This is a genomic window from Streptomyces sp. NPDC051921, from assembly GCF_040680975.1.
GTDB lineage: Bacteria > Actinomycetota > Actinomycetes > Streptomycetales > Streptomycetaceae > Streptomyces.
This window is the reverse complement of the sequence record NZ_JBFAXU010000021.1, coordinates 110,623-134,202: the sequence shown is the minus strand read 5'-3', so window position 1 is coordinate 134,202 and position 23,580 is coordinate 110,623. Positions and strand designations below refer to the sequence as shown.

At 72.7% G+C, this 23,580-nt stretch carries 20 protein-coding genes; 10 read left to right on the top strand and 10 right to left on the bottom strand.

Annotated features, from left to right (window positions below; translation table 11 throughout):
- Nucleotides 1-810 carry a xanthine dehydrogenase accessory protein XdhC gene (gene xdhC / locus AB0M16_RS26320; RefSeq protein ID WP_365347011.1) on the top strand — a complete coding sequence of 270 codons (810 nt, stop codon included), beginning with the start codon at nucleotides 1-3 and terminating at the stop codon, nucleotides 808-810.
- Nucleotides 811-846: 36 nt separating this feature from the next.
- Here the strand turns inward: xdhC and AB0M16_RS26315 are convergent, their stop codons facing one another.
- Both AB0M16_RS26315 and AB0M16_RS26310 read right to left on the bottom strand, forming a co-directional pair.
- On the bottom strand, nucleotides 847-2,364 hold the full coding sequence (locus AB0M16_RS26315) for a carboxylesterase family protein (protein WP_365347009.1): 1,518 nt from the start codon (nucleotides 2,362-2,364) through the stop codon (nucleotides 847-849).
- 309 nt (nucleotides 2,365-2,673) lie between these two features.
- Nucleotides 2,674-3,033, bottom strand: a complete 360-nt coding sequence (locus tag AB0M16_RS26310; protein WP_365347007.1) for a hypothetical protein — start codon at nucleotides 3,031-3,033, stop codon at nucleotides 2,674-2,676.
- A 119-nt stretch (nucleotides 3,034-3,152) separates the two neighbouring features.
- On the opposite strand from AB0M16_RS26310, the gene AB0M16_RS26305 reads away from it, so the two are divergent.
- The 4 genes from AB0M16_RS26305 to AB0M16_RS26290 all read left to right on the top strand — a co-directional run bounded on the left by AB0M16_RS26305 (nucleotide 3,153) and on the right by AB0M16_RS26290 (nucleotide 7,745).
- Nucleotides 3,153-3,536 carry a VOC family protein gene (locus AB0M16_RS26305; RefSeq protein ID WP_365347005.1) on the top strand — a complete coding sequence of 128 codons (384 nt, stop codon included), beginning with the start codon at nucleotides 3,153-3,155 and terminating at the stop codon, nucleotides 3,534-3,536.
- A 318-nt stretch (nucleotides 3,537-3,854) separates the two neighbouring features.
- Nucleotides 3,855-5,369 carry a globin domain-containing protein gene (locus AB0M16_RS26300; RefSeq protein ID WP_365347003.1) on the top strand — a complete coding sequence of 505 codons (1,515 nt, stop codon included), beginning with the start codon at nucleotides 3,855-3,857 and terminating at the stop codon, nucleotides 5,367-5,369.
- Complete coding sequence (locus AB0M16_RS26295) at nucleotides 5,366-6,184, top strand: pyridoxamine 5'-phosphate oxidase family protein (RefSeq protein ID WP_365347001.1); 819 nt, start codon at nucleotides 5,366-5,368, stop codon at nucleotides 6,182-6,184. The genes AB0M16_RS26300 and AB0M16_RS26295 overlap by 4 nt, the downstream gene beginning before the upstream one ends.
- Before the next feature lie 136 nt (nucleotides 6,185-6,320).
- Nucleotides 6,321-7,745 (top strand): tetratricopeptide repeat protein, encoded by a 1,425-nt coding sequence (locus tag AB0M16_RS26290; protein ID WP_365346999.1) that lies wholly within the window; start codon nucleotides 6,321-6,323, stop codon nucleotides 7,743-7,745.
- Here the strand turns inward: AB0M16_RS26290 and AB0M16_RS26285 are convergent.
- From AB0M16_RS26285 to AB0M16_RS26255, 7 genes are all read right to left on the bottom strand, one after another.
- The gene (locus tag AB0M16_RS26285) at nucleotides 7,732-9,726 is read right to left on the bottom strand and encodes a calcium-binding protein (protein ID WP_365346997.1); all 1,995 of its coding nucleotides are present in this window, start codon (nucleotides 9,724-9,726) and stop codon (nucleotides 7,732-7,734) included. The genes AB0M16_RS26290 and AB0M16_RS26285 overlap by 14 nt on opposite strands.
- Nucleotides 9,727-9,936: 210 nt before the next feature.
- Nucleotides 9,937-12,177, bottom strand: coding sequence for an MMPL family transporter (locus AB0M16_RS26280; protein WP_365346995.1), 2,241 nt, complete (start codon nucleotides 12,175-12,177; stop codon nucleotides 9,937-9,939).
- A 90-nt stretch (nucleotides 12,178-12,267) separates the two neighbouring features.
- A complete protein-coding gene (locus tag AB0M16_RS26275; protein ID WP_365346993.1) occupies nucleotides 12,268-12,483 on the bottom strand; it encodes a ferredoxin in 216 nt (71 codons plus the stop codon).
- Nucleotides 12,484-12,485: 2 nt separating this feature from the next.
- Nucleotides 12,486-13,703, bottom strand: a complete 1,218-nt coding sequence (locus AB0M16_RS26270; protein ID WP_365346991.1) for a cytochrome P450 — start codon at nucleotides 13,701-13,703, stop codon at nucleotides 12,486-12,488.
- Nucleotides 13,704-13,991: 288 nt separating this feature from the next.
- Complete coding sequence (locus AB0M16_RS26265; RefSeq protein WP_365346989.1) at nucleotides 13,992-14,828, bottom strand: DUF4097 family beta strand repeat-containing protein; 837 nt, start codon at nucleotides 14,826-14,828, stop codon at nucleotides 13,992-13,994.
- Nucleotides 14,829-14,896: 68 nt separating this feature from the next.
- Nucleotides 14,897-15,442 (bottom strand): hypothetical protein, encoded by a 546-nt coding sequence (locus AB0M16_RS26260; protein ID WP_365347093.1) that lies wholly within the window; start codon nucleotides 15,440-15,442, stop codon nucleotides 14,897-14,899.
- A gap of 175 nt (nucleotides 15,443-15,617) precedes the next feature.
- Nucleotides 15,618-16,301: a class I SAM-dependent methyltransferase gene (locus tag AB0M16_RS26255; RefSeq protein WP_365346987.1), complete on the bottom strand. Its 684-nt coding sequence runs from the start codon at nucleotides 16,299-16,301 to the stop codon at nucleotides 15,618-15,620.
- A gap of 659 nt (nucleotides 16,302-16,960) precedes the next feature.
- On the opposite strand from AB0M16_RS26255, the gene AB0M16_RS26250 reads away from it, so the two are divergent.
- From AB0M16_RS26250 to AB0M16_RS26240, 3 genes are all read left to right on the top strand, one after another.
- Nucleotides 16,961-18,376, top strand: a complete 1,416-nt coding sequence (locus AB0M16_RS26250; RefSeq protein WP_365346985.1) for a family 2B encapsulin nanocompartment shell protein — start codon at nucleotides 16,961-16,963, stop codon at nucleotides 18,374-18,376.
- Nucleotides 18,377-18,468: 92 nt separating this feature from the next.
- Entirely contained in the window at nucleotides 18,469-19,800 is a 1,332-nt protein-coding gene (locus AB0M16_RS26245; protein WP_365346983.1) for a family 2 encapsulin nanocompartment cargo protein terpene cyclase, read from the top strand.
- 18 nt (nucleotides 19,801-19,818) lie between these two features.
- Nucleotides 19,819-20,703, top strand: coding sequence for a geranyl diphosphate 2-C-methyltransferase (locus tag AB0M16_RS26240; RefSeq protein ID WP_365346981.1), 885 nt, complete (start codon nucleotides 19,819-19,821; stop codon nucleotides 20,701-20,703).
- 156 nt (nucleotides 20,704-20,859) lie between these two features.
- On the opposite strand, the gene AB0M16_RS26235 is transcribed toward AB0M16_RS26240, so the two are convergent.
- Nucleotides 20,860-21,201 (bottom strand): hypothetical protein, encoded by a 342-nt coding sequence (locus AB0M16_RS26235; RefSeq protein ID WP_365346979.1) that lies wholly within the window; start codon nucleotides 21,199-21,201, stop codon nucleotides 20,860-20,862.
- On the opposite strand from AB0M16_RS26235, the gene AB0M16_RS26230 reads away from it, so the two are divergent.
- Together AB0M16_RS26230 and AB0M16_RS26225 are read left to right on the top strand one after the other, a co-directional pair.
- Nucleotides 21,185-22,903 (top strand): RNase A-like domain-containing protein, encoded by a 1,719-nt coding sequence (locus tag AB0M16_RS26230; protein ID WP_365346977.1) that lies wholly within the window; start codon nucleotides 21,185-21,187, stop codon nucleotides 22,901-22,903. The genes AB0M16_RS26235 and AB0M16_RS26230 overlap by 17 nt on opposite strands.
- Nucleotides 22,904-22,913: 10 nt before the next feature.
- The gene (locus AB0M16_RS26225; protein ID WP_365346975.1) at nucleotides 22,914-23,573 is read left to right on the top strand and encodes a hypothetical protein; all 660 of its coding nucleotides are present in this window, start codon (nucleotides 22,914-22,916) and stop codon (nucleotides 23,571-23,573) included.
- Nucleotides 23,574-23,580 lie beyond the last annotated feature (7 nt).

Sequence of the window (23,580 nt, the reverse complement as noted above, 5' to 3'; positions counted from 1 at the left end):
ATGAGTTGGGTCGCCGCGGTCGCGCGGTTGCGAGCACGCCGGGAACCCGGCGTGCTGGTGACCGTCGCGACCGTGCGCGGTCACGCACCTCGCAAGGCCGGCGCCAAACTCGTCGTGGGACGCACCGAGGCCTGGGGCTCGATCGGCGGGGGCAACATCGAGGCCGTCGCGATCGACCGCGCCCGGGAGCTGATCGGCATGTCCGACGCGGAGCCGGAGCTGATGGAGTTCGCCCTCAACGACAAGGTCACCGGCCGTCACGGCGTGCAGTGCTGCGGCGGGGCCGTCTCCGTGTTCCTGGAGCCGCTGCCGGTGGTCCCCGCGGTGGCGGTCTTCGGCATCGGGCACGTGGGCCTGGAGCTGGCCCGCATCCTGGCCCGGCACGAGCTGGACCTGCACCTCGTCGACTCGCGCGCCGAGATGCTCACCGACGAACGGCTCGCCGGGCTCGCGGACGCGGTGGCGCAGACCCATGTGCACCACACCCCGCTGCTCCCGGAGGAAGTGCTCGAAGAGCTCGCACCCGGCACCCACGTGCTGATCATGACGCATGATCACGCCGAGGACGCCGCCCTGTGCGACGCGGCCCTGCGCACCCCCGGGCTCGGCTCGATCGGGCTGATCGGCTCGGCCGCGAAGTGGACGCGCTTCCGGAAGCGGCTCGCCGACGAGGGCGGCCACGACGCCGCCACCATCGACCGGATCAAGACCCCCATCGGCCTGCCCGAGATCACCGGCAAGGAACCCGCCACGATCGCGGTGAGCGTCGCGGCGGACCTGCTGCTGACCTTCGAGAAGGAAAGCCGCTGAGCGCCCGTCGAGCGGCGTAGCACGCTCGCTGCCCGGTCACGCGCGCAGCAGCGGGAACTCGGCCCCGGCCCACAGGGCGCGGACGGCGGCGCGCCCTTCGTCACCGGCCGGACGGGCGTCCGTGGTCCATGTCCTCGTCCGGGCGGCGGGGGCGTCGACCGGGGACCAGCCCGGTTCTCCGGTCGCGGCGAAGTCGGCCCACGCGCGGACCATGCGGCGGGCCAGTTCGTGGTCCGCCGGGGTGGGGGACCCTCCGACGAGGAAGGCCGCGGAGTCGTCGGCGTGGTTGCCGAAGGCGAACGGGACGTCGGCGCAGTGCCACGCCCGTACGGTTCCGGCCCCGTCCGCCCCGGTGCGGCGGCGGTCGAAGCGCGACCGGTACGCCCGGCCGCCGGCCCCGGCATGGGCCTCCGCGAGCCGGTCGGCGTACTCCGTGAACAGGAGGTCGCCGAAGACGGCGAGGTAGACGTCGAGCACCGGGGCGTGCGGCAACGCCTCGCGGTAGCCGACCACCAGGCCGTCGGGCAGACCGAAGTCCGCGGCGAAGAGATCGAGTTGTGCCTCCGTGGTGACCTTCGCGCTGCTGCCGACGGCGTCGAACAGCCAGTACTCCTCCGTGGTGTGGCAGACCAGCAGGTCCAGCTCGCGGGCCGCACCGCCGGCGATCCCCGTCAGGGGGTCCGTGGGCAGGACGTCGCCGTCGAGGACCGGCGCGTAGAGCGAGGGGTCGTAGTGGCGGGATCCGGAGAACGGGTCCCGCCGGTACTGGTCGACCACCCGGTCGGAGGCGGCGACCAGTGCCGCCGGGGACACCGATGCCAGACCCTCGGGCGTGGCCGCGCAGCCCGCCGCCCGGGCGACCTCGCGAGTGGTGGCCGCCGCGATGTCGAGGGTGTAGCAGGGGCTGGCGGGGCTGTGGGCGACGGCACGGCGGAACAGGCCGCGGGCACCGTCCATCACCATCAGGCAGGCGATCGAGGCGGCACCGGAGGACTGGCCGGCGACCGTGACGCTGTCGGGATCCCCGCCGAACGCGGCGATGTTCTCGCGCACCCACCGCAGCGCGGCGACCTGGTCGAGCAGCCCCCGGTTGTCCGGGTACGCGTGGTCCGCGCCGGCCGGGACATGGCCGAAGCCCTCGAAGCCGAGCCGGTAGTTGAGCGTGACCACGACGAGCCCCGCCCGGGCCAGGGCGGTGCCGTCGAAGTCGGGCTGGGCCGAGGAGCCGAACGTGTAGGCGCCGCCGTGGATCCACACCAGGACCGGGCGGTCGCCCGGCCCGTCCGGCGTCGGCGTCCATATGTTGACGGTCAGTACGTCCTCGTCGCCGGGCGCCCACGCGGGCGCGCCCGGCAGCTCCGCCGACTGCGGGGCGACGGGGCCGAACGACGTGCAGTCGCGCACCTCCGTCCACACCGCGGCCGGGAGAGGCTCCCGGAACCGGTTGGCGCCGAACGGCGGGGCCGCGTAGGGGATGCCCAGCACGGCGACGACGTCGCCGGAGGTGGGGAAGCCGCGCACCGGGCCGCTCGTCGTGGTGAAGGTGGTGTTCAAAAGGAATGCCCCTCGCTTCCGCGCCGCATCGCCTGGTCGGTCGGCGACTTCGGACTCAGCTTGGCAGCGGGCGGCACTCCGGTGCCAACACCTTGATCACGATGATTCACTCACCCGTGGTGTCAATCGCCGCGCGTGGTCAGGGCCTGGGCCGAGGGGCTCGCGGGCCGACCGGAGCGCGCGGCGAGGCGCGACGGCGCGCGCGGCGCGACGGTGCGCGTGAGGCCACGGGCGTGCTCCTCCGGCGAGCCCCGCCGACGGGACCCGGCCGTCGACGAGCCGCACCGTCGGGGCCGAACCGGGCGTCCGTCACGGCCGCGCACCGGTGTCCAGCGCCGACTGTCGGGTTCGTACAACTCGGCGGTCCGCAGCGTCCGCGCCGAGACCACCGACCGCCAGGATCCGGCCCTCCTCCAGGCGGGTCGGCGTGCGCAGGCGGAGGGCCTGCCGGAGCGGGGGCGTGGACGTCCGGACGCCGGTGGAGGGGGTGAGGGGCGTGCGGCGGTCGGCCGGCAGCCGACGCCCGACCTCGCAGCCCGCGATCAGCACGCCGTCGGTGCCGAGCAGGGCCGCCGCCCCGTCCGGCCGGGCCCAGAACCCCGCGTACGGCAGGTCCGGCGCGGGCTGCCGGACGCCCGGGACGACCCTGCCGCCGCCGCGGTGACGCACGGACGGTGAACTGGACGCCACCCAGGCGCCGTTCGCGCGGTGCGGCCCCGCTCCACGAGGCATCGTCCGCACCCGCCGACCGTCGACTCCCGGGCTGTCGACTCCCTACACTGACCCGCATGGCATGCCGCATCAGTGAGCTGGTCCTCGACTGCGCCGACGCCGAACGCCTGGCCGCGTTCTGGAGCGAGGTCCTCGGCTACGTGGAGATCGAGCGCGAGGACGACGGGAGCATCGCGATCGGGCCGCCCGACGTGGGTTTCGGCGGTCCGCAGCCCGTTCTCGTCCTGAGCCCCAGCAGCGACCCGCGCGCCGGGAAGCTCCCGCTGCACATCGACGTCAACGCCACCGACCGTGACCAGGACGCGGAGCTGGAACGGCTGCTCGCGCTCGGCGCCGAGCCCGCCGACGTCGGCCAGACCGGCGACGAGAGCTGGTACGTCCTGGTCGATCCGGAAGGCAACGAGTTCTGCCTCCTGCGCAGCCGGATCCAGCCCGTCTGAGCCCGCCCGTCCGGTGCGCGTGAAGACCGCCCAGAGAATGTGGAGGAATTCCGGGCACGAGGTGAGTCTTCCGTCGCCGAATCGCGCGCGGAGCGGCGTCTGACGGCTCGTGAAATCGGCCCGACTCGCCAGTAACCCTTCCTTGACCTGCGGTGACGGCTCCGCGGGGCGGCGAGAGCGGGGCCGGGGCGGCTCCGTGAAGTCGGGGTATGGTCGGCCGCGTTCACTCCTCCGGGTGAACCGGGGGGCGGGGAGAGGAGCCCGTTCGAGGCCCCGCCGGCGAGGACCGACCGCTGACGTTCGAGGCGAGGCAGACCGATGGAAGCTCCGACCGCCGCATCGGCTGACGGCGACCGAAACGGTGGGCACGCGAACGGGGGCGGGGGCTGGTTCGGGCCCAGCCCGGCGGGCGGCACACCGCCCGCACCGGCTCCCGCACCGGGCCCTGCGCCTGCTCCGAGGCCGACTCCCGCTCCGGCCCCTTCGCCTGCTCCGAGGCCGACTCCCGCTCCGGCCCCTTCGCCTGCTCCGAGGCCGACTCCCGCTCCGGCTCCCGCGTATCTTTCCGTGCCGCCCTCCTGGGACGGCGGCTCCGTCCCGCCGTCCGGGGACCACCCGGGAGGCCGGCCGGAAAACCGCCCGGGAGACCGGTCGGGAATCCGCCCGGAGAACCGTCCGACGGGCGGCCCGCAGGCCGGACCGGACTCCGGCTCCGACACCGCGCTCCTGCGGCGCACGCTGGCCGAGATCGATCCGATCGCCGACCAGGTGACCTCGTACTTCTACGCCCTGCTCTTCCTCCGCCACCCCGACCTGCGCGCGCTCTTCCCCGCCGCCATGGACGCCCAGCGCGACCGCCTGTTCGCGGCCCTGCTCACCGCGGCGACCCACGCGGACGATCCCGCCACCCTGACCACGTACCTCACGCACCTCGGCCGCGGTCACCGGAAGTACGGCACCCTCCCCGAGCACTATCCCGCCGTCGGCGAGGCCCTGATCGGCGCCCTGGCGCGGTACGCACCGGCGAGCTGGGGACCCCGTACCGAAGCCGCCTGGGTCGCCGCCTACACGACGATCTCCCAGATCATGATCGACGCCGCGACCGAGGACGCGCTGCGGGCCCCCGCCTCGTGGCAGGCGGAGGTGGTCGCCCACGAGATGCGCACCCGCGACGTCGCCGTCGTGACCGTCCGTCCCGACCAGCCCTACCCCTTCCTCGCCGGCCAGTACACCGCCGTCGAGACGCCCTGGTGGCCGCGCGTCTGGCGGCACTACTCCTTCGCCTCCGCGCCCCGCTCCGACGGACTGCTCTCCTTCCACGTCAAGGCGATACCGGCGGGCTGGGTCTCCCAGGCCCTCGTCCACCGCGCCCGCCCCGGCGCCGTCATCCGCATCGGCCCGCCCGCCGGCTCCATGACCGTGGACCACACCACCAGCAACGGACTGCTCTGCCTCGGCGGCGGCACCGGCATCGCGCCCATCAAGGCCCTCGTCGAGGACGTGGCGCAGCACGGCAGGCGCCGCGTCGTCGACGTGTTCTACGGCGCCCGCCGGAACGACGACCTGTACGACATCGACACCATGCTGCGGCTGCAGCAGTCGCACCCCTGGCTGTCCGTCCGCCCCGTCGTGGACGACGGCCCGGCCGGACCGCTGGCCGGCGGACTCCCGGAGGCCGTACGCGAGTACGGCCCGTGGCACACGTACGACGTGTACCTGTCGGGTCCGCCCGGAATGATCCGGCGCGGCGTCGACACCCTCCTGGGCATCGGCGTCCCCACCCACCGCATACGGCACGACTCCATCGAGGAACTGGTCGGGGCAACGACGTGAGCACTTTCGAACAGACCGGACGGCGGACGGCGGCGCCGCTGCGCACCACCCGCCCCGGCAGCGACGGCGAGCACGCCGTCCAGCAGCGCATGGGCAGCGCCGACCGCGCCGACCGCTTCTACGCCGACCAGGTCCTCGACCGACTGAACCCGCGCATGCGGGAGTTCGTGGGCCGCCAGGAGATGCTCTTCCTGGCCACAGCCGACCGGCACGGCGAGTGCGACAACACCTTCCGGGCCGGACCGCCCGGATTCCTCCACGTCCTGGACGACACGACGCTCGCCTACCCCGAGTACCGGGGCAACGGCGTCCACGCCAGCCTCGGCAACATCGAGGAGAATCCGCACGTCGGGGTGCTGCTCGTCGACTTCCTCCGGGACCGCATCGGGCTCCACGTCAACGGCCGCGCCAGGGTCGTGGACGACGCCGTGATGCGCCGCGACCACCAACGGCTCGCGGACGACCCGGTGCCCGGCCGCCGTGCCGTGGTGTGGGTCGAGATCACGGTCGAGGAGGCGTACATCCACTGCGCCAAGCACATCCCGCACCTCCAGAAGGTCCCGGCGCGCGGCTCCGGGCGCTCCTGGGGAACGGACGACGTCAGGCGCAAGGGCGGGGACTTCTTCGGCGCGGCCGCCGAGGCGCCCGACCGGGGACCGTACCTGCCGCCGCCGCGCGCGGACGCGGCGAGCTGGCGCGCCGAGGCGGAGCGGGTCCTGGCGAGGGCCGCGGGGCACGGCTCCGGCTCCGGTGCGCTCGCCGGGACGCGGTCCTCCTTCACAGGCTGGTTCACGAGGAGCGCCCCGGCTCGTTAGGCGCCCGCCCGACCCGCTCCGTACGCCTGTCACTCCTTCGGGGACTGTCCGGCGGTGCCTCCGCCTGGCTTGATGGGACGGGCCGCCGCCCACGCGGCGCGCTGCCGGTTCACGGACATCGGAGGGGTGATCGGACGTGGTGACCGACCGATACGGCCATGTGCTCCACGAGGGGACGAAGGAGGGCGCGGCGCACTTGGACCGCGCCGTGGAAGCACTGCTGTTCTTCAGCCCCGAACTGGTGCCCGCCGTGGCGGACCTGCTCGCGACCGACCCCCACGCGCCCGTCGGGCAGGCGCTCGCCGCCTACCTGGGCGTCCTGGGCACGGAGGCGGCGGACGCGGCCGCCGCGCGGCAGCGGTTCGAGGCGTTCGGCTCGCGCCTGGACCCCACGGCGCTGCCGCCGCGCGAGCGCCTCCACATGGCCGCCGCCGCGGCACTGCTCGCGGGCGATCTGCACCGGGCGAGCGGGATCCTGGAGGAGACGAGCCTCGCCTATCCGCGAGACGCGCTGGCCCTCTTCGTGGGCCACCAGCTGGACTTCCTCACCGGCGACGCCGTGCGCCTGCGGGACCGGGTGGGCGGGGCCCTGTCCGCCTGGGAGCCGGACGACCCCCATCGCGGCCCGGTCCTCGGCATGTACGCCTTCGGCCTCGAAGAGGCGGGCCACTACGCGGAAGCGGCCGAGGCGGGCACGGCCGCCGTCGAGCAGAACGCGCGCGACGTGTGGGCCATCCACGCCGTGGCCCACGCGCACGAGATGCGCGGCCGGTTCTCCGACGGCATCGCCTGGTACGACACGCGGTCCGGCGACTGGACGGCCGACACCTTCCTGACCGTGCACAACTGGTGGCACTACGCGCTGTTCGCCCTGGAGGCGGGGGACCCGGACGCCGCGCTCCGCGTCTACGACACCACCCTGCACCACGAGCAATCGCCCGGCCTCGCCATGGAACTCCTCGACGGAGCCGCCCTGTTGTGGCGCTTCCGCCTGAACGGTGTGGATCTCACGCCCCGTTGGGAGGCGCTCGCCGACGCCTGGGCCGCACGCGCGGATCCGCCGTTCTACGCCTTCAACGACGTGCACGCCGTCATGGCGTACGCCGGCGCCGGACGCGTCGCCGAGGCCGAGCGGCTCGTCGTCGACCGACGCCGATGGCTCGCCCGGACCGCTCCGGGGACGGTCACCAACCGCGCGATGACCGCCGAGATCGGGCTGCCGGTCTGCGAAGCGGTCATCGCCCACGCGCGCGGCGACCACGCGACGGTCGTCGAGCGCCTGTGGCCGCTGCGCCGTCGGCTGCACGAGTTCGGCGGCAGCCACGCCCAGCGCGACGCCGTCCAGAAGACCCTTCTGGACGCCGCCCTGAACGCCGGGCGTCTCGACCTCGCCCGCGCCCTGCTCAGCGAGCGCACCGCACTGCGCCCGCAGAGCACGTACAACTGGCTGACCCAGGCCCGCCTCGCCGAGGCCGAGGGCGATCCGGCCCGGGCGACGGCGGCCCGCGCACGGGCCCATGAGCTGGGGTGGGCCGTGGGCGTGGCCGTCACGGGCAGCTGATGCGGGTGTCGCCCGTGTCGGTGGTGCAGGTGTCGGTGTTGTAGCCGCCGTTCGCCGTGTCGTTGCCGGAGACTCCGTCGACGGTGTCGAGGGTGTCGTTGCCGTAGTTGCCGATCAGCGTGTCGCCGCCCGGGCCGCCGATGAGCTTGTCGCTGTGATAGCCGCCGTCGACCCGGTCGTTGCCCGGCCCGGCGTGGACGGTGTCGGTGCCGTAGCCCGCGTTGACGGTGTCGTTGCCGCTGAGAGCGCAGATCACGTCGTTCGCGTAGCCGCCGTTGAGGGTGTCGTTCCCACTGGTGCCGATGACGGTGCAGCCGCGGCTGTTGCTCACCGTGGTGGTGCGGGTCGCGGTGTTGTTGCTCGTCACGGGGTCGCTCTGGGCCGCGGTGACCGTCACGGTGTCGGTGAGGGTGCCGGTGCGGGAGGGCTCGGCGACGATCGTCACGGTGGCGGTGGTGCCGGGGCCGAGCGAACCGATCGCGCAGGTGACCCGGCCGGCGGCGAGGGTGCAGGTGCCGCGGTCGGTCGTGGCCGACAGGAGGGTCGCGGTGCCCGTCAGGGTGTCGGTGAGCTGCACGTCCGTCGCCGTCGTCGTGGCACTGGTGTTCCTCACCGTCACCGTGTACGTGACGGTGTCGCCGATGGCGGCCGTGCCGGGCCCGGTCTTCGTCACCGACACGTCCGCGCCGGGCGGCGGCTCGACGCCCCCGCCGCCCAGGTAACGGGCGAGGGCCCGGTCGGTGTCGACGCTGACCGCGGGGCCGGCGCTGCCGGCGGCGAGGATCTTTCCGTCGGACTGCAGCGCCACCGCCCCCGCCTGGTCCTCGGGTCCTCCGAAGTCGGTGGTCACGCGGCCGTCGCCGTCGAACCCCGTGTCGAGGCCGCCGCCGGTGTTGTACCGCGCGAGCGCGAAGTCGCCCGCGTACCGGCCGGCCGTGACGATCCTTCCGTCGGACTGCAGCACCACGTCCTCCGCGCCGCCGTCCTCGGGGCCGAAGGAGGTGGTGACCCGGCCGTCGCCGTCGAAGCTGGTGTCCGGGGCGCCGGCGGCGGTGAAGCGGGTCACCAGGAAGGCGTTGCCCTCCTTGCCGGCGGCCACGATCCGTCCGTCGGACTGCAACGCCACCCCCTCGGCGGCACCGGTGCCGGTCGTCACCCGCCCGTCGCCGTCGAAGCTCGTGTCCAGGCTGCCGTCGGTGTTGTAGCGGGTCAGCGCCAGACCGTCGGCGTGCCCGGCGGCGACGATCCTGCCGTCGGGCTGCAGCGCGAGATCGGTGACGGCCTGGCAGCAGGTGGGGCCGAAGGACGTCGTGACGATGCCGTCCCCGCCGAACGTCGGGTCCTGGGAGCCGTTGGGGTTCCAGCGCACCAGCGACCACACCCCGATGCTCTCACCGCCCGCGACGATCCTGCCGTCGGGCTGCACCACGACGGCCAGCGCGGTCTCGATCGCGTTGACGTCGATCTCGGTGACGACCTTGCCGTCGCCGTCGAAGGTGGGGTCCAGACTGCCATCAGGGGTGTAACGGGCCGCCAGCCAGGCACCGTTGCCGGAGAGGTTGGCGGTGCCGCCGACCGCGACGATCTTGCCGTCGGGCTGCAGGGCCACGGCTGTGCCCTCGTCGTTGCCGAAGTCGAAGTCGGTGGTGACCACGCCGTCGCCGCCGCCGAAGGTCGTGTCCAGGCTGCCGTCGGGGTTGTGGCGCACCAGCGAGAAGTCGGTGGAGGTCTCTTCGAAGTTGGCCCGGCCGATGGTGACGATCTTGCCGTCCGGTTGGACGACCATGCCCGGGCTGGTGTCGTAGCCGGTCACGTCCGTGACGACCTTGCCGTCGCCGCCGAAGGCGGGATCGAGCCCGCCGGGGGCGGCCGCCGCGGGCAGGGGCAGGCTCAGTACCAGCGCCAGGCCGGCGGCGCCCACCGCGCCGGTGCGCCCGGCCCGGCGCCAGGGGGAGAACAGGGGCATGCGGAACAGGGGCATGCGGGACCACTCCGTCCGTCGGATCATGGGGGACCACAGCCTTCTGGGACGGCCGCGGCCGACCAAGGCGCGGCGGGCCGGACTGCGCTCACTGGACCGCGTGGTTCCACCCCCAGGGGTGAGGAGCGGCCGGCACGGCCGGACCGAACCGGGGGCCGTTCCCGACGATCGGGAACGGCCCCCGGACGGAGCGCCGCGAGCAGGGTGCGGTCAGCCCACCAGGTGGCGGTCCCGTCCCGGGTCGGCCGTCGGCGTCGCGCGCCGGGCGGTCAGCTGCTCGCCCTCGACGTCGATGCGCGGCAGCAGACGGTCCAGCCATCGGGGAAGCCACCAGGCCGAGCGGCCGAGGAGGGCGAAGAGGGCGGGGACGACGGCCATGCGGACCACGAAGGCGTCGAAGAGGACGGCGGCGGCGAGACCGAAGCCGATCATCTTCACGAAGTCGTTGTCCTCCATCATGAAGCCGGAGAAGACGCTGGCCATGATGATCGCGGCGGCGGTGACGACCCGGCCGCCGTACCGGAAGCCGGTGACGACCGCCTCTGCGGGCCGGGCGCCGTGGACGTACGCCTCCCGCATGCGGGACACCAGGAACACCTCGTAGTCCATCGCCAGGCCGAAGACCACGCCGATCATGAAGATCGGCAGGGTGCTCATGACCGGGCCCGGCTGGTCGACACCCAGGAGGTCGGCGAGCCAGCCCCACTGGAAGACGGCCACGACGGCGCCCAGGGCCGCGGTCACCGACAACAGGAAGCCGAGGGCCGCCTTGAGGGGGACGAGCACGGAGCGGAAGACCAGTATGAGCAGCAGGAAGGCCAGGCCGACGACGAGCCCCAGGTACGGCAGCAGCGCCTCGTCCAGGGTCCGGGAGAAGTCGAGGAACATCGCGGTCTGCCCGGCGACCATGATCGTGGCCGCGCCGGTCCGCGACTCCAGACCGCCGGCCATGGCGCGCAGGGAGCGGACCAGGTCCTCGGTCCTCGTGTCGGTCGGTCCCGTCGACGGAACGACGGTGAGGACGGCCGTGTCGTTCGAAGGGTTCGTCGTGGCGGGGGACACGGCGGCCACGCCGCGGACCCTCGCCAGGGACGAGCGGACCTGCTCCGCCGCCGGCTTCGCGGCCCGTGCCTCGATCGTGACCGTCAGGGGGCCGTTGAAGCCGGGGCCGAAGGAGTCGGACAGCATGTCGTACGCCTTGCGCTGGGTGGTGTGCGGGGCCATCGTGCCCTCGCCCGGGAGGCCCAGTTCGAGGCTCGCGGCGGGCGCGGCCACGGCGCCCAGGCCGACCACGCCGACCAGCAGGACGGCGACCGGGTGGCGCAGGACGAAGCCGGCCCAGCGGGCACCGAGCCGGGGCTTGGTACGGGCTGCGCGCTCGGCGGCCACGCGCTGCTGACGCTTCGTCAAGGGCGTGCCGGTGTACGGCTTGCGGTCCCGGCGGGCGAGGACCTTGACGGGGGCCCAGCCGAGGAGCGCGGGGACGAACGTGACCGCCACGAGGACGGCCACGGCGACCGTACCGGCGGCGGTCAGGCCCATCTTGGTGAGCATCGGGACGCCGACGACAGCGAGACCGGCCAGGGCGATGATCACGGTGAGGCCGGCGAAGACGACGGCGGAACCCGCGGTGCCCACGGCGCGGGCGGCGGCGTCCGCGCGCTCACGTCCCTCGGCGATCTCGGAGCGGTAGCGGGAGACGATGAACAGGGCGTAGTCGATGCCGACCGCGAGGCCGAGCATCATCGCGAGCGTGGAGGTCGTGGACGACAGGCCGAGCGTGCTGCCGAGCGCGGTGATGCCGCTGATGCCGATGCCCACGCCGATCAGCGCGGTCAGGAGCGGCATGCCGGCCGCGACCAGGGAGCCGAACGTGAGGAGCAGGACGACGGCGGAGAGCAGGATGCCGAGCTTCTCGCCGGTACCGTCCATGGCCTGCTCGACCTCGACCGCGTCGCCGCCCGCCTCGACGACGAGGCCTTCGGAGCGGGCCCGGTCCATCGCCTCGTCGAGGCCGTCGTGCGCCGCGTCGGTGAGTTCCAGGGCCGTCGCCTCGTACGTGACGTAGGCGTACGTGGTCGTCCGGTCGTGGCTCACCGCGTTCGCCTCGAACGGGTCGGCCACGGAGGCGACTTGCGGAGCCTCGGACAGGCCGGCGACGAGTCGCCCGACCTGTGCCCGGCGGGCGGCGGAGGTGATCTGCTCCGTGCCGGGGGCGCGGATCACGACGCGGGCGGCGGCACCGTCCGCGCGCGCGTCCGGGAACTTCTTCTGGAGGAGGTCGAAGGCCTGCTGCGACTCCGTGCCCGGCATCGAGAACGTGTCGGCGGGGGGCGGCGGGGCGGTGGAGGCCGCGAAGCCGGCACCGAAGAGGGCGAGGAGCCAGAGGAGGAGGACGAGGCCACGCCGGCGGAAGCAGAAGCGGCCGAGTCTGGAGAGGAACGTTGCCACGGTGGCGGGATCCTGTCGTGAGAAGGGTGCGGCGGGCAGCGCGGAGCGGACATCGCTCCGGGTGACGCCTGAGGTGGGATGCGGCCGCGACTACGCGGCGGCGGAGGGGCCCGGCTCGGTGAGCCCGATGGCCGCGGCAGGGCAGGTGCCGGCGGCGAGACGTACGGCCGTGTACTGGTCCCGCGGCGGGTGGGCGTCCAGCAGGTCGACGAGACCCTCGGCCTCGTCCTGGTCGAAGACCGCCGGGGCGGTCAGGGCGCACATGCCGGCGCCGATGCACCGGTCGCGGTCGGTGCGGACCTCCACGGTCAGCGGTCCCGGTCCCAGGTGACCGGCAGCCGGTGCACACCGTAGATGTTCATGTCGGTGCGCAGGGGCACCTCGTCGGCCGGGACGGCGAGCCGGAGCGTGGGGAACCGGTCGAGGAGGGCGGGCAGGGCCACCGTCAGCTCCACGCGCGCGAGTTGCTGGCCCAGACACTGGTGGATGCCGTGTCCGAAGCCGAGGTGACCGGTGGCCGCGCGCCGCAGGTCGAGGAGGTCGGGGTCGGCGAAGCGCTCCGGGTCGCGGTTCGCGGCCTCCAGCGAGAGGGTGACGCTCTCGCCCGCCCTGATGAGGCGTCCGTCCACCTCGACGTCCTCCAGCGCGGTCCTGACGCTGGTGTGAGCGATCGTCAGGAAGCGCATCAGCTCCTCGACGGCCTGCGGGGCGAGGTCCGGGTCCTGGCGCAGGGCCTGCGCCTGGGCGGGGTTGCTCAGCAGAGCGAACGTGCCGTGGGCGATCATGTTGGCGGTGGTGTCGAGCCCGGCGGCGAGCAGGAAGCCGCCGATGCCGACGAGCTCCTCGTCGGTGAGGTCCACGTCGCGGGCGAGGTCGCCGAGGAGGTCGTCGCTGGGTTCGGCGCGCTTGGCGCGGACCAGTTCCGCCATGTACTCGTGGAGTCCGGCCATGGCCGCGTACCGGTCCTCGGGCGACACGTCCATGGACATGATCGTGTCGGCGTGGCCCTGGAAGCGTTCGCGGTCGGTGTACGGAACGCCGAGCAGCTCGCAGATCACCAGGGCGGGGACGGGGCGGGCGAAGACCTCGACCAGGTCGGCGCCCGGGCCCCCGCGCTCCAGCGCGTCCAGTTGTGCGGTGGTGATCTCCCGTACGCGATCGCTGAGTCGACGCATACGGCGAACGGTGAACCGGCCCATGAGGAGACGGCGGTAGCGGGTGTGCTCGGGGGCGTCCATCCCGGTCATGTCGCCGACGGGGGCGGGTGGCAGCGGGCCCTCGGGGCCCCCGGGGAAGGGATGGTGCATGAGCTCGTAGCGGGAGCTGAACCGGGGGTCGGCCAGGATCGCCCGGACCGCGGCGTGGCCGGTGGCCAGCCGGCCGAGGTGGCCGTCCGGGTAGGTGAGCCGGGTCAGCGGGGCCCGATCGCGGACCGCAGCCAGGCCGGCGGGCGGGTCGAAGGGGCAGCCGGCCGCGCGCTCCGTGGGGAGCGTAAGCGGCGCGTCCGGCGACGGGGTGTGCGACATGGTGTCCTCCGTGGACGAGTGGACTGCGGTGGGTCCTGTGCGATGAGGGGCATGCGGTTTCGTGGTGGTCCGTGGTCGTCCGTGGTCTGGGAAGGGGGGCGAAGGGGCGGGGCCGCAGAGCTCGTGGAGCAGGACTCGGCACCATGCGATGTGACATGTCACATGTGCGTACGGGACACGGGGAGGCATGGGCCGGACGCCGTCGGGGGCGGCGGCGTCCGACTCCCTCGTCACCGACGGCCGGCGTGAGGACCGGGCGATGAGGCGCGACGGATCAGGCGCGACGGATCAGGCGCGACGGATCACGATGTCGCCGGCGTGCGTGCGGCCGTGGATCTCGACGGTGTGCTCGGCGTCGCCCGGGCCCTCCGCGGCGCCGAGGGAGTTGCGTACGACTCCGACCTTGGAGCTGAGGTCCAGCCAGGCCGCGCTGGACTCGCGGAGGCCGATGTCGAGACCGCCGAGCGAGGTCTGGAGGTCGATCCTGCCGCGGACCACCTCGTTCACCTGGATGGTGCCCTGGGAGGTCCTGATGTCGACCGACGTCTCCGCGAGGCCGACCGTGACGCGACCCATGGAGGTGTTCGCCTTCAGGTCGCCCGTGATCGTGCCGATCATGGTCTCGCCGATGCCGTTCTTGAGGGTCGCCGCGCCCACGATCTCGCCGATGTCGATCCGGCCCGAACCGTTGATCTCGGCGTCGCCCACCATGCGTTCGACGCGGATGTCGCCGTGGCTGGTGCGCAGGTTGGCGACGCCCGTCTCGTCGAGCCGGATGTCGCCGACCGAGGTCTTGACCCGGCATTCGCCGAGTCGGCCCTGGCTCACGAAGTCGCCCATGGCGGTGGTGGCCTGGAGGTGGGAGCCGGCGGGGAGCTCGACGGTGACGTCGATGGAGCCGACCTTGCCGAACGGGGAGCGCTTCTTGGGCCCCTTGATCGTCAGGACGCCGTTGGCGTACGTGACCTTCGTCTGCTGCACCGTCTTCACGTCGTTGTCCTCGACGCCGGTGCTCGGCAGCACCTCGACGACCGTGTCCGTGCGCCCGCTCGCGGTGAGCTGCACGTTGCCGAGGTCGAACTCGACGATGACGGTGATGGGTTGGGGTGTTTCGTAAGAAGGCATGGCTGTGCCGTCCTCTCGACGGTGAAGGCTGGAGGCGCAGGTGGGGGAGGTGCGGGCCGTCGGGGCCGCTAGCGGACCCACCCCTGGTAGCTGTTGCCCTTGGCCGGACGCACGGAGCGCGGGGCGGCGGCCGGCTGTGCGGCCGCGCCCGGGTCCAGCGCGGTGGCCACCGCCCGTACGAGCCAGGCGTTGACGGACAGGCCCTCCTGGCCGGCCGTGTCCTCGACGCGGGCCTTGAGGTGGGCCGGGAGGCGGAAGTTGATGCGGGCCGTGTTGCCCTCGTCGGCGTCCGCCGGGAGGGGCGCGGGTGGTGCGGGCGGTGCCGTCGGTGGCGCCATGTCGGCCGGGCCGACGGCAGGCACCTCCGCGGCCGGCGGCGCCGTGACCACGAACTCCGGGTCGAGCCCCCGCAGCCGTACGTCCACCGAGCCGGGCGCCAGCTCACGGGTGATCTCGTCGGAGGCCGCGGACAGTGCGTTCAGGAGGGTGAGTCGTGCGGCGGACTCCAAGGGGGCGGTCAGGCGCTCGGCCAGGGCACGCGCGTCCTCCCCGCCCGCGTCGGCGGCGACCGCCAGCTCGCGGCGGAGGTGATCGACGTAGGGGGTCAGGTCCATGTGCATCATCATGGCACCATCGTGGCGCCATGGCAAGCGGATGTGGCGCCATCTGGCACGAGATGGCGCTGCGGTGACGCCATGATGGGCCCCCTGCGGGAACTCGCGTGGCGCCAGGCGGTGCCATGTGGCGCCATCCGAGGTCAGGGTGGCGCCATGGTGGGGACGGAGCCGCTCAGGGGGAGACCGCGGGTCGGGGCGCGGCGGTGGTGGCCCCGCGGCGCGCGTAGCAGAACAGGTGCTCCTCCGGTCCCGCCGAGGCCTCCGCCGGGCGGAAGACGGACACGGACTCGTGGAGGATGTCGAGGCCGCAGTCCTCGCGCAGCAGGCGCACGTAGTCGGCGGCGGAGAAGCTGGAGACCCGGGCCTGGCGGCCCATCCAGACGATCTCCACGTCCTCGACGTCCGCGGGCACGGTGGCGCTCACCAGGTAGCCGCCGGGGGCCAGCCAGGTCGACATGCGGCGCAGGGCCGCCGAGGCCTCGGCGCGGGTCATCATGAGGAGCGGGAAGAACGCGCACACGGCCGCGTAGCCGCCCTCGGGGGGTGTGAAGTCGCGGACGTCGCACTGCTCGAAGCGGGCTCCGGCCACCTGCTGTCGCGCCAGCTCCACCATCGTCGCGGACACGTCGATGCCGGTGACCTCGTGTCCGGCGTGGACGAGCAGCTCGGCGACCGGCCGGCCGGTGCCGCTGCCGACGTCCAGGACGCGGGAGCCCGGGGCGAGACGTGCGGTCAGCCAGTCGACCGCGGCCCGTTGCTCCGGCAGCTGCCCGAAGGCCTTCTCGTAGTCGAGGCCCAGACCGTCGAACAGCTCTGCCGCCGACAGCGCCCCCTGCTCCGCCCCTTCGTCGCGCATTCCGTTCCCCCTCTTCCGGGCCGTCCGGGCCCTGCCTCCCCGGGTGCGCGGTCCGCGCCGGGGTCATGGACCGCGTACCCATCGGGCGGAACGGTCATGTCATCGCATGCCGGCGGGCGCCCACGGGTGACGGGATGCGAGAGGCGTGGGAGGTGGGAGGTGGGAGGCGGGAGGCGACGGGACGGCGCGAGGGCCAGGGAGGCGCGAGGCGTGACCCGTCGGCGCGGCGTGCGCCGGGTCGTGTCGGCGTCGAACGGGCGTGCTCGGGGCCTGCGGACCGCCCGACCGTGGCTGAAACCTCTTCGCCGTGACGGCTCGGGGCGCCCCGTTCGGCGGACGCGGTCGTGCGCCCCTGTCGTCCCGCGCCCCCCTGCCTCCCTCCCTGATGAGTCGTCAAAAGCGGCTGCTTGCATAAAAGTTGTCGTAGGGCCTGCAGGCTGTGCCGTACGCCGGCGTGCGCGCTCCACCCGTGGCTCGAATGTCGTCGTCGGCCCGGATAAACCCCGCGCGAAGCAAGATCACCGCTTCGAGGTAATGCCCCCGGGCTCGCCGGGCGTGCCGGGTGAGCGGGCCGTTACTGTTCCCCGGGATCTGGACGGATTCCCCTGGATTCCCAGAGATTGTGTCGGTTTTTCCTCTTTTCAAGGAGAGCTCGTCCCATGACCGTTGAGACCGGCCCGGACACGCAGGTAGAGCAGCCGCGGCCGCAGTCCAGCCTGAGCACCGCGGCTGCCCGGAACCTCGCCACCACGACCAAGTCCGCCCCGCAGATGCAGGAGATCACCTCCCGGTGGCTGCTGCGCTCGCTCCCCTGGGTGGAGACGAAGGGCGGCGCCTACCGGGTGAACCGCCGACTGAGCTACACCGTCGGCGACGGGGTGATCGAGTTCATCCAGGACGGCGGCGCCGTCCGCGTGATCCCTCGTGAACTCGGCGAACTCGCCCTGCTGCGCGGCTTCGAGGACGAGGAGGTGCTGCGCGCCCTGGCCGACCGGTGCGTCCAGCGCGACTTCCGTGCCGGCGAGGTGCTCGTCGAACGCGGCGCCCCCGCCGAGCAGATCCACCTCGTCGCCCACGGCCGCGTCAGCCAGAGCTCGGTCGGCAAGTACGGCGACGAGGTCGCCGTCGCGGTCCTCGCCGACGGCGACCGGTTCGGCGAGAACGCCCTCCTGGACGCCGACGCCAGGTGGGACTACACCGCCACCGCCGAGACGCCCGGCACCCTGCTCACCCTCTCCCGCGCCGACTTCGCCTCCGTGATGTCCGCCGCGCCGAGCCTGCAGACCCACATCCAGGAGTTCAGCTCGCTGCCCCAGCAGCGGCAGAACAAGCACGGCGAGGCCGAGATCGCGATGTCCGCCGGCCACGTCGGCGAGGTCGAACTCCCCGGCGCCTTCGTGGACTACGAGCTCAAGCCGCGCGAGTACGAGCTCTCCGTCGCCCAGACCGTGCTCAAGGTCCACACCAGGGTCGCCGACCTCTACAACGGCCCGATGAACCAGACCGAGGAACAGCTCCGGCTCACCATCGAGGCGCTGCGGGAGCGCCAGGAGCACGAGCTGATCAACAACCGTGAGTTCGGTCTGCTCCACAACGCCGACTTCAAGCAGCGGATCCAGACCCACTCGGGCCCGCCCACCCCGGACGACCTCGATGAGCTGCTCTGCCGCCGCCGCGGGACCAAGTTCCTGTTCGCCCACCCCAAGACCATCGCGGCGATCGGGCGCGAGTTCAACGCCCGCGGGCTCTACCCGGACCACGTCGACCTCGGCGGGCAGTCGGTCCCGGCCTGGCGCGGCGTGCCGATCCTGCCCTGCAGCAAGATCCCCATCAGCAAGGAGCAGACCAGCTCGGTCATCGCCATGCGTACGGGCGAGGACAACCAGGGCGTCATCGGCCTGCACCAGACCGGTCTGCCGGAGGAGTACGAGCCGGGCCTGTCGGTGCGCTTCATGGGCATCAGCGAGCAGGCGATCATCTCGTACCTCGTCACCACGTACTACTCCGCCGCCGTCCTGGTGCCCGACGCGCTCGGCGTGCTGGAGAACGTGCAGATCGCCCGTAGGCGCGACTAGTCCAGGTCCGGCGACGAAACCGCCCGAGGGCCGCGCCGGGCCGGGACCGTCCTGGTCCGGGACGGCCCCACCACCCCAGCAAGGAGCCACGGATGCCCGATCCCGGGCTTTCCCCCGGGCAGTCAGGACCGGCCGCCCGGCCGCCGCTGCCCGGTCCGCCGTCCCCCGCGTTCCCCGCCCTCGGGGCCGTGACCGCCCCGGCGCCCGCGCCGTCGGTGGACGCGGTGCCCGTCGAGGTGCCGGCGATCCCGCCGGCGACCCCGTCGGTCCCCCCGTTGGCCGACCTGCGCGTCGAGGTGCCCGTCGAACCGCCCGTACCGGCGCGGCCCGAGATCGCCCGGATCCTGCGCGGCCCCAGCGGTCTCGGCACGGCGGCCCTCTCGCTGGCCCGCCGTCCGGAGCCGTCGGCCGCACCGGAGCCGCCGGGCCCCACGTCCGCGGCGGAGGGCACGCCCATCCCGGGCCTGTACTTCCACCCGATTCCGGAGCCCGACGCGGGGCGGGTGGCGGAGGTCAGCCGCCGGATCAAGGACTGGGCCGTGGACGAGGTCCAGATCTTCCCCCCGGAGTGGGAGGACCAGTTCGACGGCTTCTCCGTCGGGCGTTACATGGTGGCCTGCCACCCCGACGCCCCGACGGTCGAGCACCTGATGGCCGCCACGCGGCTGATGGTGGCCGAGAACGCCGTCGACGACTGCTACTGCGAGGACCACGGAGGCTCGCCCATCGGTCTCGGGAGCCGCCTCCTCCTCGCCCACACGGCCCTCGACCCCCTGCACACCACGAAGGAGTACGAGCCCTCCTGGGAGGAATCGCTCCTGTCGGACGCCCCGCGGCGCGCCTACCGCTCCGCGATGCGCTACTTCACCGCCATCGCCACGCCGTCACAGGCCGACCGCTACCGGCACGACATGGCCCGCCTGCACATGGGCTACCTCGCCGAGGCGGCCTGGGCGGAGAGCGACCACGTGCCGGAGGTGTGGGAGTACCTGGCGATGCGCCAGTTCAACAACTTCCGCCCCTGTCCCACGATCACCGACACCGTCGGCGGCTACGAGCTGCCGGCCGACCTGCACGCCCAGCCCGCCATGCAGCGGGTCATCGCGCTCGCCGGGAACGCGACCACCATCGTGAACGACCTGTACTCCTACACCAAGGAGCTGGACAGCCCCGGCACGCACCTCAACCTGCCCGTGGTGATCGCCGAACGCGAGGGCCGCTCCGCCAAGGAGGGCTATCTGAAGGCCGTCGAGGTCCACAACGACCTCATGCACGCCTTCGAGGCCGAATCGGCCGCCCTCGCCGTCGCCTGCCCCGTCCCCGACGTGCTCCGCTTCCTGAGGGGCGTGGCCGTGTGGCTCGACGGCAACCACTACTGGCACCAGACCAACACCTATCGATACAGCCTGCCCGACTTCTGGTAAAGAAACGGATTTTCATCAGTGACCAGCACCGAGTTCACCACCGCCGAAGGCACCTCCGCGTTCGTCCCTGCGCCCGCGACGCCCTACCAGGGGGACATCGCCCGCTACTGGAACAACGAGGCCAGGCCCGTGAACCTGCGCCTCGGCGACGTCGACGGGCTCTACCACCACCACTACGGCATCGGCGAGATCGACCACGCCGCCCTCGGCGACCGCGAGGACAGCGCGTACGAGAAGAAGCTCGTCGCCGAGCTCCACCGGCTGGAGTCGGCGCAGACCGACGTCCTCCTGGAGCACCTCGGCCCCATCGGCCACGACGACACACTGGTGGACGCCGGCTGCGGCCGCGGCGGTTCGATGGTCATGGCCCACCAGCGCTTCGGCTGCAAGGTCGAGGGCGTCACCCTCTCCGCCAAGCAGGCCGACTTCGCCAACCGGCGCGCGGAGGAGCTGGGCATCGGGGACCACGTCCACGCCCGCGTGTGCAACATGCTCGACACCCCCTTCGAGACCGGCCAGGCCGCCGCCTCGTGGAACAACGAGTCGAGCATGTACGTCGACCTGCACGACCTGATGGCCGAGCACTCCCGCATCCTCGCGGTGGGCGGCCGCTACGTGACCATCACGGGCTGCTGGAACCCCAAGTACGGCCAGCCCTCGAAGTGGGTGTCCCAGATCAACGCCCACTTCGAGTGCAACATCCACTCCCGCCGCGAGTACCTGCGCGCCATGGCCGACAACCGGCTCGTGCCCCAGGCCGTCATCGACCTGACGCCCGACACCCTGCCCTACTGGGAGCTGCGCGCCACGTCCTCGCTGGTCACCGGCATCGAAGAGGCCTTCATCGAGTCCTACAAGGACGGCTCCTTCCAGTACGTCCTGATCGCCGCCGACCGCGTCTGACCGCCGCCCCACCGGCGGAATGGAGCCGGGCCCGACCGATTTTCGGCCGGGCCCGGCTTCGTCATGCGCCAGATCCGGCCAACCTCCTCTTTGCTTTTGGGATTTCGGCGACTTCCTTGTTAGCTTCGGCCCCAGTCTGATACGGAGCCGGGGGACTCATGGGACACAGACGGGGCACAGCCACGCACGCGCGCTTCCGCGCGGCGTACGGAACGAGCGGCACGGCCGGGAGCCGCCGGTGAGCACGCCCACGCCGAGCCCCACCGCCACCGCGTCGCCGAGCCCGAGCCCGAGCCCGAGCTCGAGTCCGAGCCCCCAGCCCACGACGACACCGACACCCGGCACCACGCACCTGCCGTCGCCGAGTCCGTCCTCGGGCACACCCAGCCCCCAGCCGACGCCGTCGCCGAGCCCGAACGCGTCGCCGAGCCCGCCGCAGTCCGGCCCGCCGCCCCAGCTGCCTCCGGCGACCCCGCCCACCGTGACCAACCCGTTCACGGGCCCCGGCGGCTTCGACGTCCAGCCGCTCCACCTCTACCAGGTGTCGAACGCCCTCGCCGTCGAGCAGCAGTCGTTCCACAAGGCGCTCACGCAGTTCCTCGACGTCCACGCCGGCTACTCCAAGGTCGGCGGCTCCGGCACCGTCACGGTCGAGTTCGCCACCCAGTACGCCGCGGTCCTCGCCCTGCTGCTGGAGGTCCACGCCAAGGCGGTGGTCGCCATCGGCGGCGCGGCGGTCGGCTTCACCACGACGGCCAACAACTTCCGGCAGGCGGACGCGGCCACCCACCCCCTCAACCTGCCCTTCACGCCGCAGGCGCCGCCGCAGGTCATCACCGCGCCGCCGGGGTACGCGGCCCCGCCGCCGTTCGGCGTGCGCGACGGCAACGCCGTCGACGAGTTCGCCGACATCTTCGACGACGGCGACATCCCCGGCTCCCTGATGCGCACCGTGATCGAGGAGGCGCTGCGCACCGGCCGCGCGCTGGAGATCCTGCCGCTCCCGAACTACCTGCGGGTCAACGAGCTCTCGCAGGCGTGGCTGCCGTACCAGACGGGCATCGGCACCATCCAGGGGCAGCTCAACGGCACCGTCAACGCCATCACCGACCACTCCAACGGGGACTGGCACGGAGCGATGCTCCAGTTCGTGTCGTCGCTGTGGGGAACGACGGCCTGGGGCAAGAGCACGGTCGGCTACGAGTGGGGGCACAAGCCGCCGACCGGCGCGGGCACGAGCCTCCCGGTCTTCGGCGTCCTCAGCACCACGGCCCAGATGCTGGCCCAGGCCATCCGCTCCTACGCGGAGGCCGCCGAGAAGGTCCGCACCGAGCTGCGCGGGATCCTGTACAAGGCCATCAAGGACGCCTTGGCCCTCCTGGACCTGACCGACCCCAAGGACTTCTTCAAGAACTTCGGCGAGCGCCTCAAGAAGCTGTGGAAGGGCCTGGGCGCCGCGGTGATGGCCAGTATCGACACGGACGCCGTGAACAAGGCCGTCGACACCTACGAGGCCTCGCTGCGGACGCAGATCGACGTGGTGAAGAAGCTGCTGGAGCCGCTCCGGGAGGCCTCGCGCGCGGTGCCGACCTTCCAGTCGCAGTCGGCGCGGGCCGAGGCGTTCGGAGCGCGCTCGCTCTTCGAGTTCGACCGGTCGATCGTCCCGCTCAACGAGCAGTCGCGGGACCCGAACGCCCGGTTCGGCATCGACCTCGCGTCGATGGAGTGGGAGCGCAACGACTTCCAGCCCCCGCCCCCCGAGGCGCTGCGGCCCGGGAAGGAGGCCCACACGATCGACAAGCACATCGGGCTCACCCCGGAGCAGCTGATGCACCGGCTGCGAGACCAGGGCGGCGCCGACGCGTCGACGTTCCGCGACCTCTCGTCCGCCGAGCGGTACGTGCAGACCGCGGTGAACGACCCGTCGAAGAAGACCGAGCTGGAGACCTGGATGCGCAACCAGGAGCGGAAGGTCGCCGACGGCACCTTCAAGCCCGGATCCGTCAAGGCCTGGGACTTCCCGGTCACGGACACGAACGGGCAGCCGGTGGCCGTCGGCACCTCCGTGAGCCAGGCGGACTTCGCCGCGTCCGGCTACTCGGCCCAGGCCAAGAACGTCCACACGGTGCACGTGGTCCTCGCCTACTCGCCCGAGTCGAAGTCGTTCTACGTGCTCACCGCCTATCCGAAGGCCCCTTAACATGCGTCAGGTGACCGAACCCACCGACGCCGTCCTCACCAGCGGGGTACTCGCCCGCCTCGTCGATCTCGCCGTGACCTCGCGGAACCCGGGAGCCGCCCCGCTGGAGGACGAACTCCAGCGCTTCTCCCGGCTGATGCAGGACTCGCACGCGATCGCCTGGATCATGCCCTTCGACGTGGTGGCCTCGCTCCTCGACGGACTGGCGGACGAGTACGGCACGGAGCGGTTCGGCACCCGGCCGGCCGTGTTCCGTGACCGGCTCGCCCGGGCGGCCGGCGACGAACCCGTCGACGCCTTCCTGCGTTCCCTGGCGGAACTCGTCCGCGACCCGTGGTTCGCCGACTGCCCGGGCTACGACGAGCTGCCGCTCTCGCAGTGGGAGGCGCTCGCCCGCTTCGACGTCGTCAACGAGTTCGCGTCCCAGCTGCCCACCGGAGAGTACGGCAGCGACCCGGAGGCGGAGGCGCGTGAGCTGGTCGCCATGGACCACCCCGACTGCCACGGCAGGATCGCCGATCTCGCCGGCCAGCTCCAGCGCGTCCTGTACATGTTCCGCTCGCCCGAAGATCTCGACGCGGCCTTCGCGCCCGTGATGCCGTCGGTGACGAGCGCCCGGCTGCGACTGCTCCTCGACGCCGTCCACGCCCACTTCGCCGAGCAGCACTGAACCACCA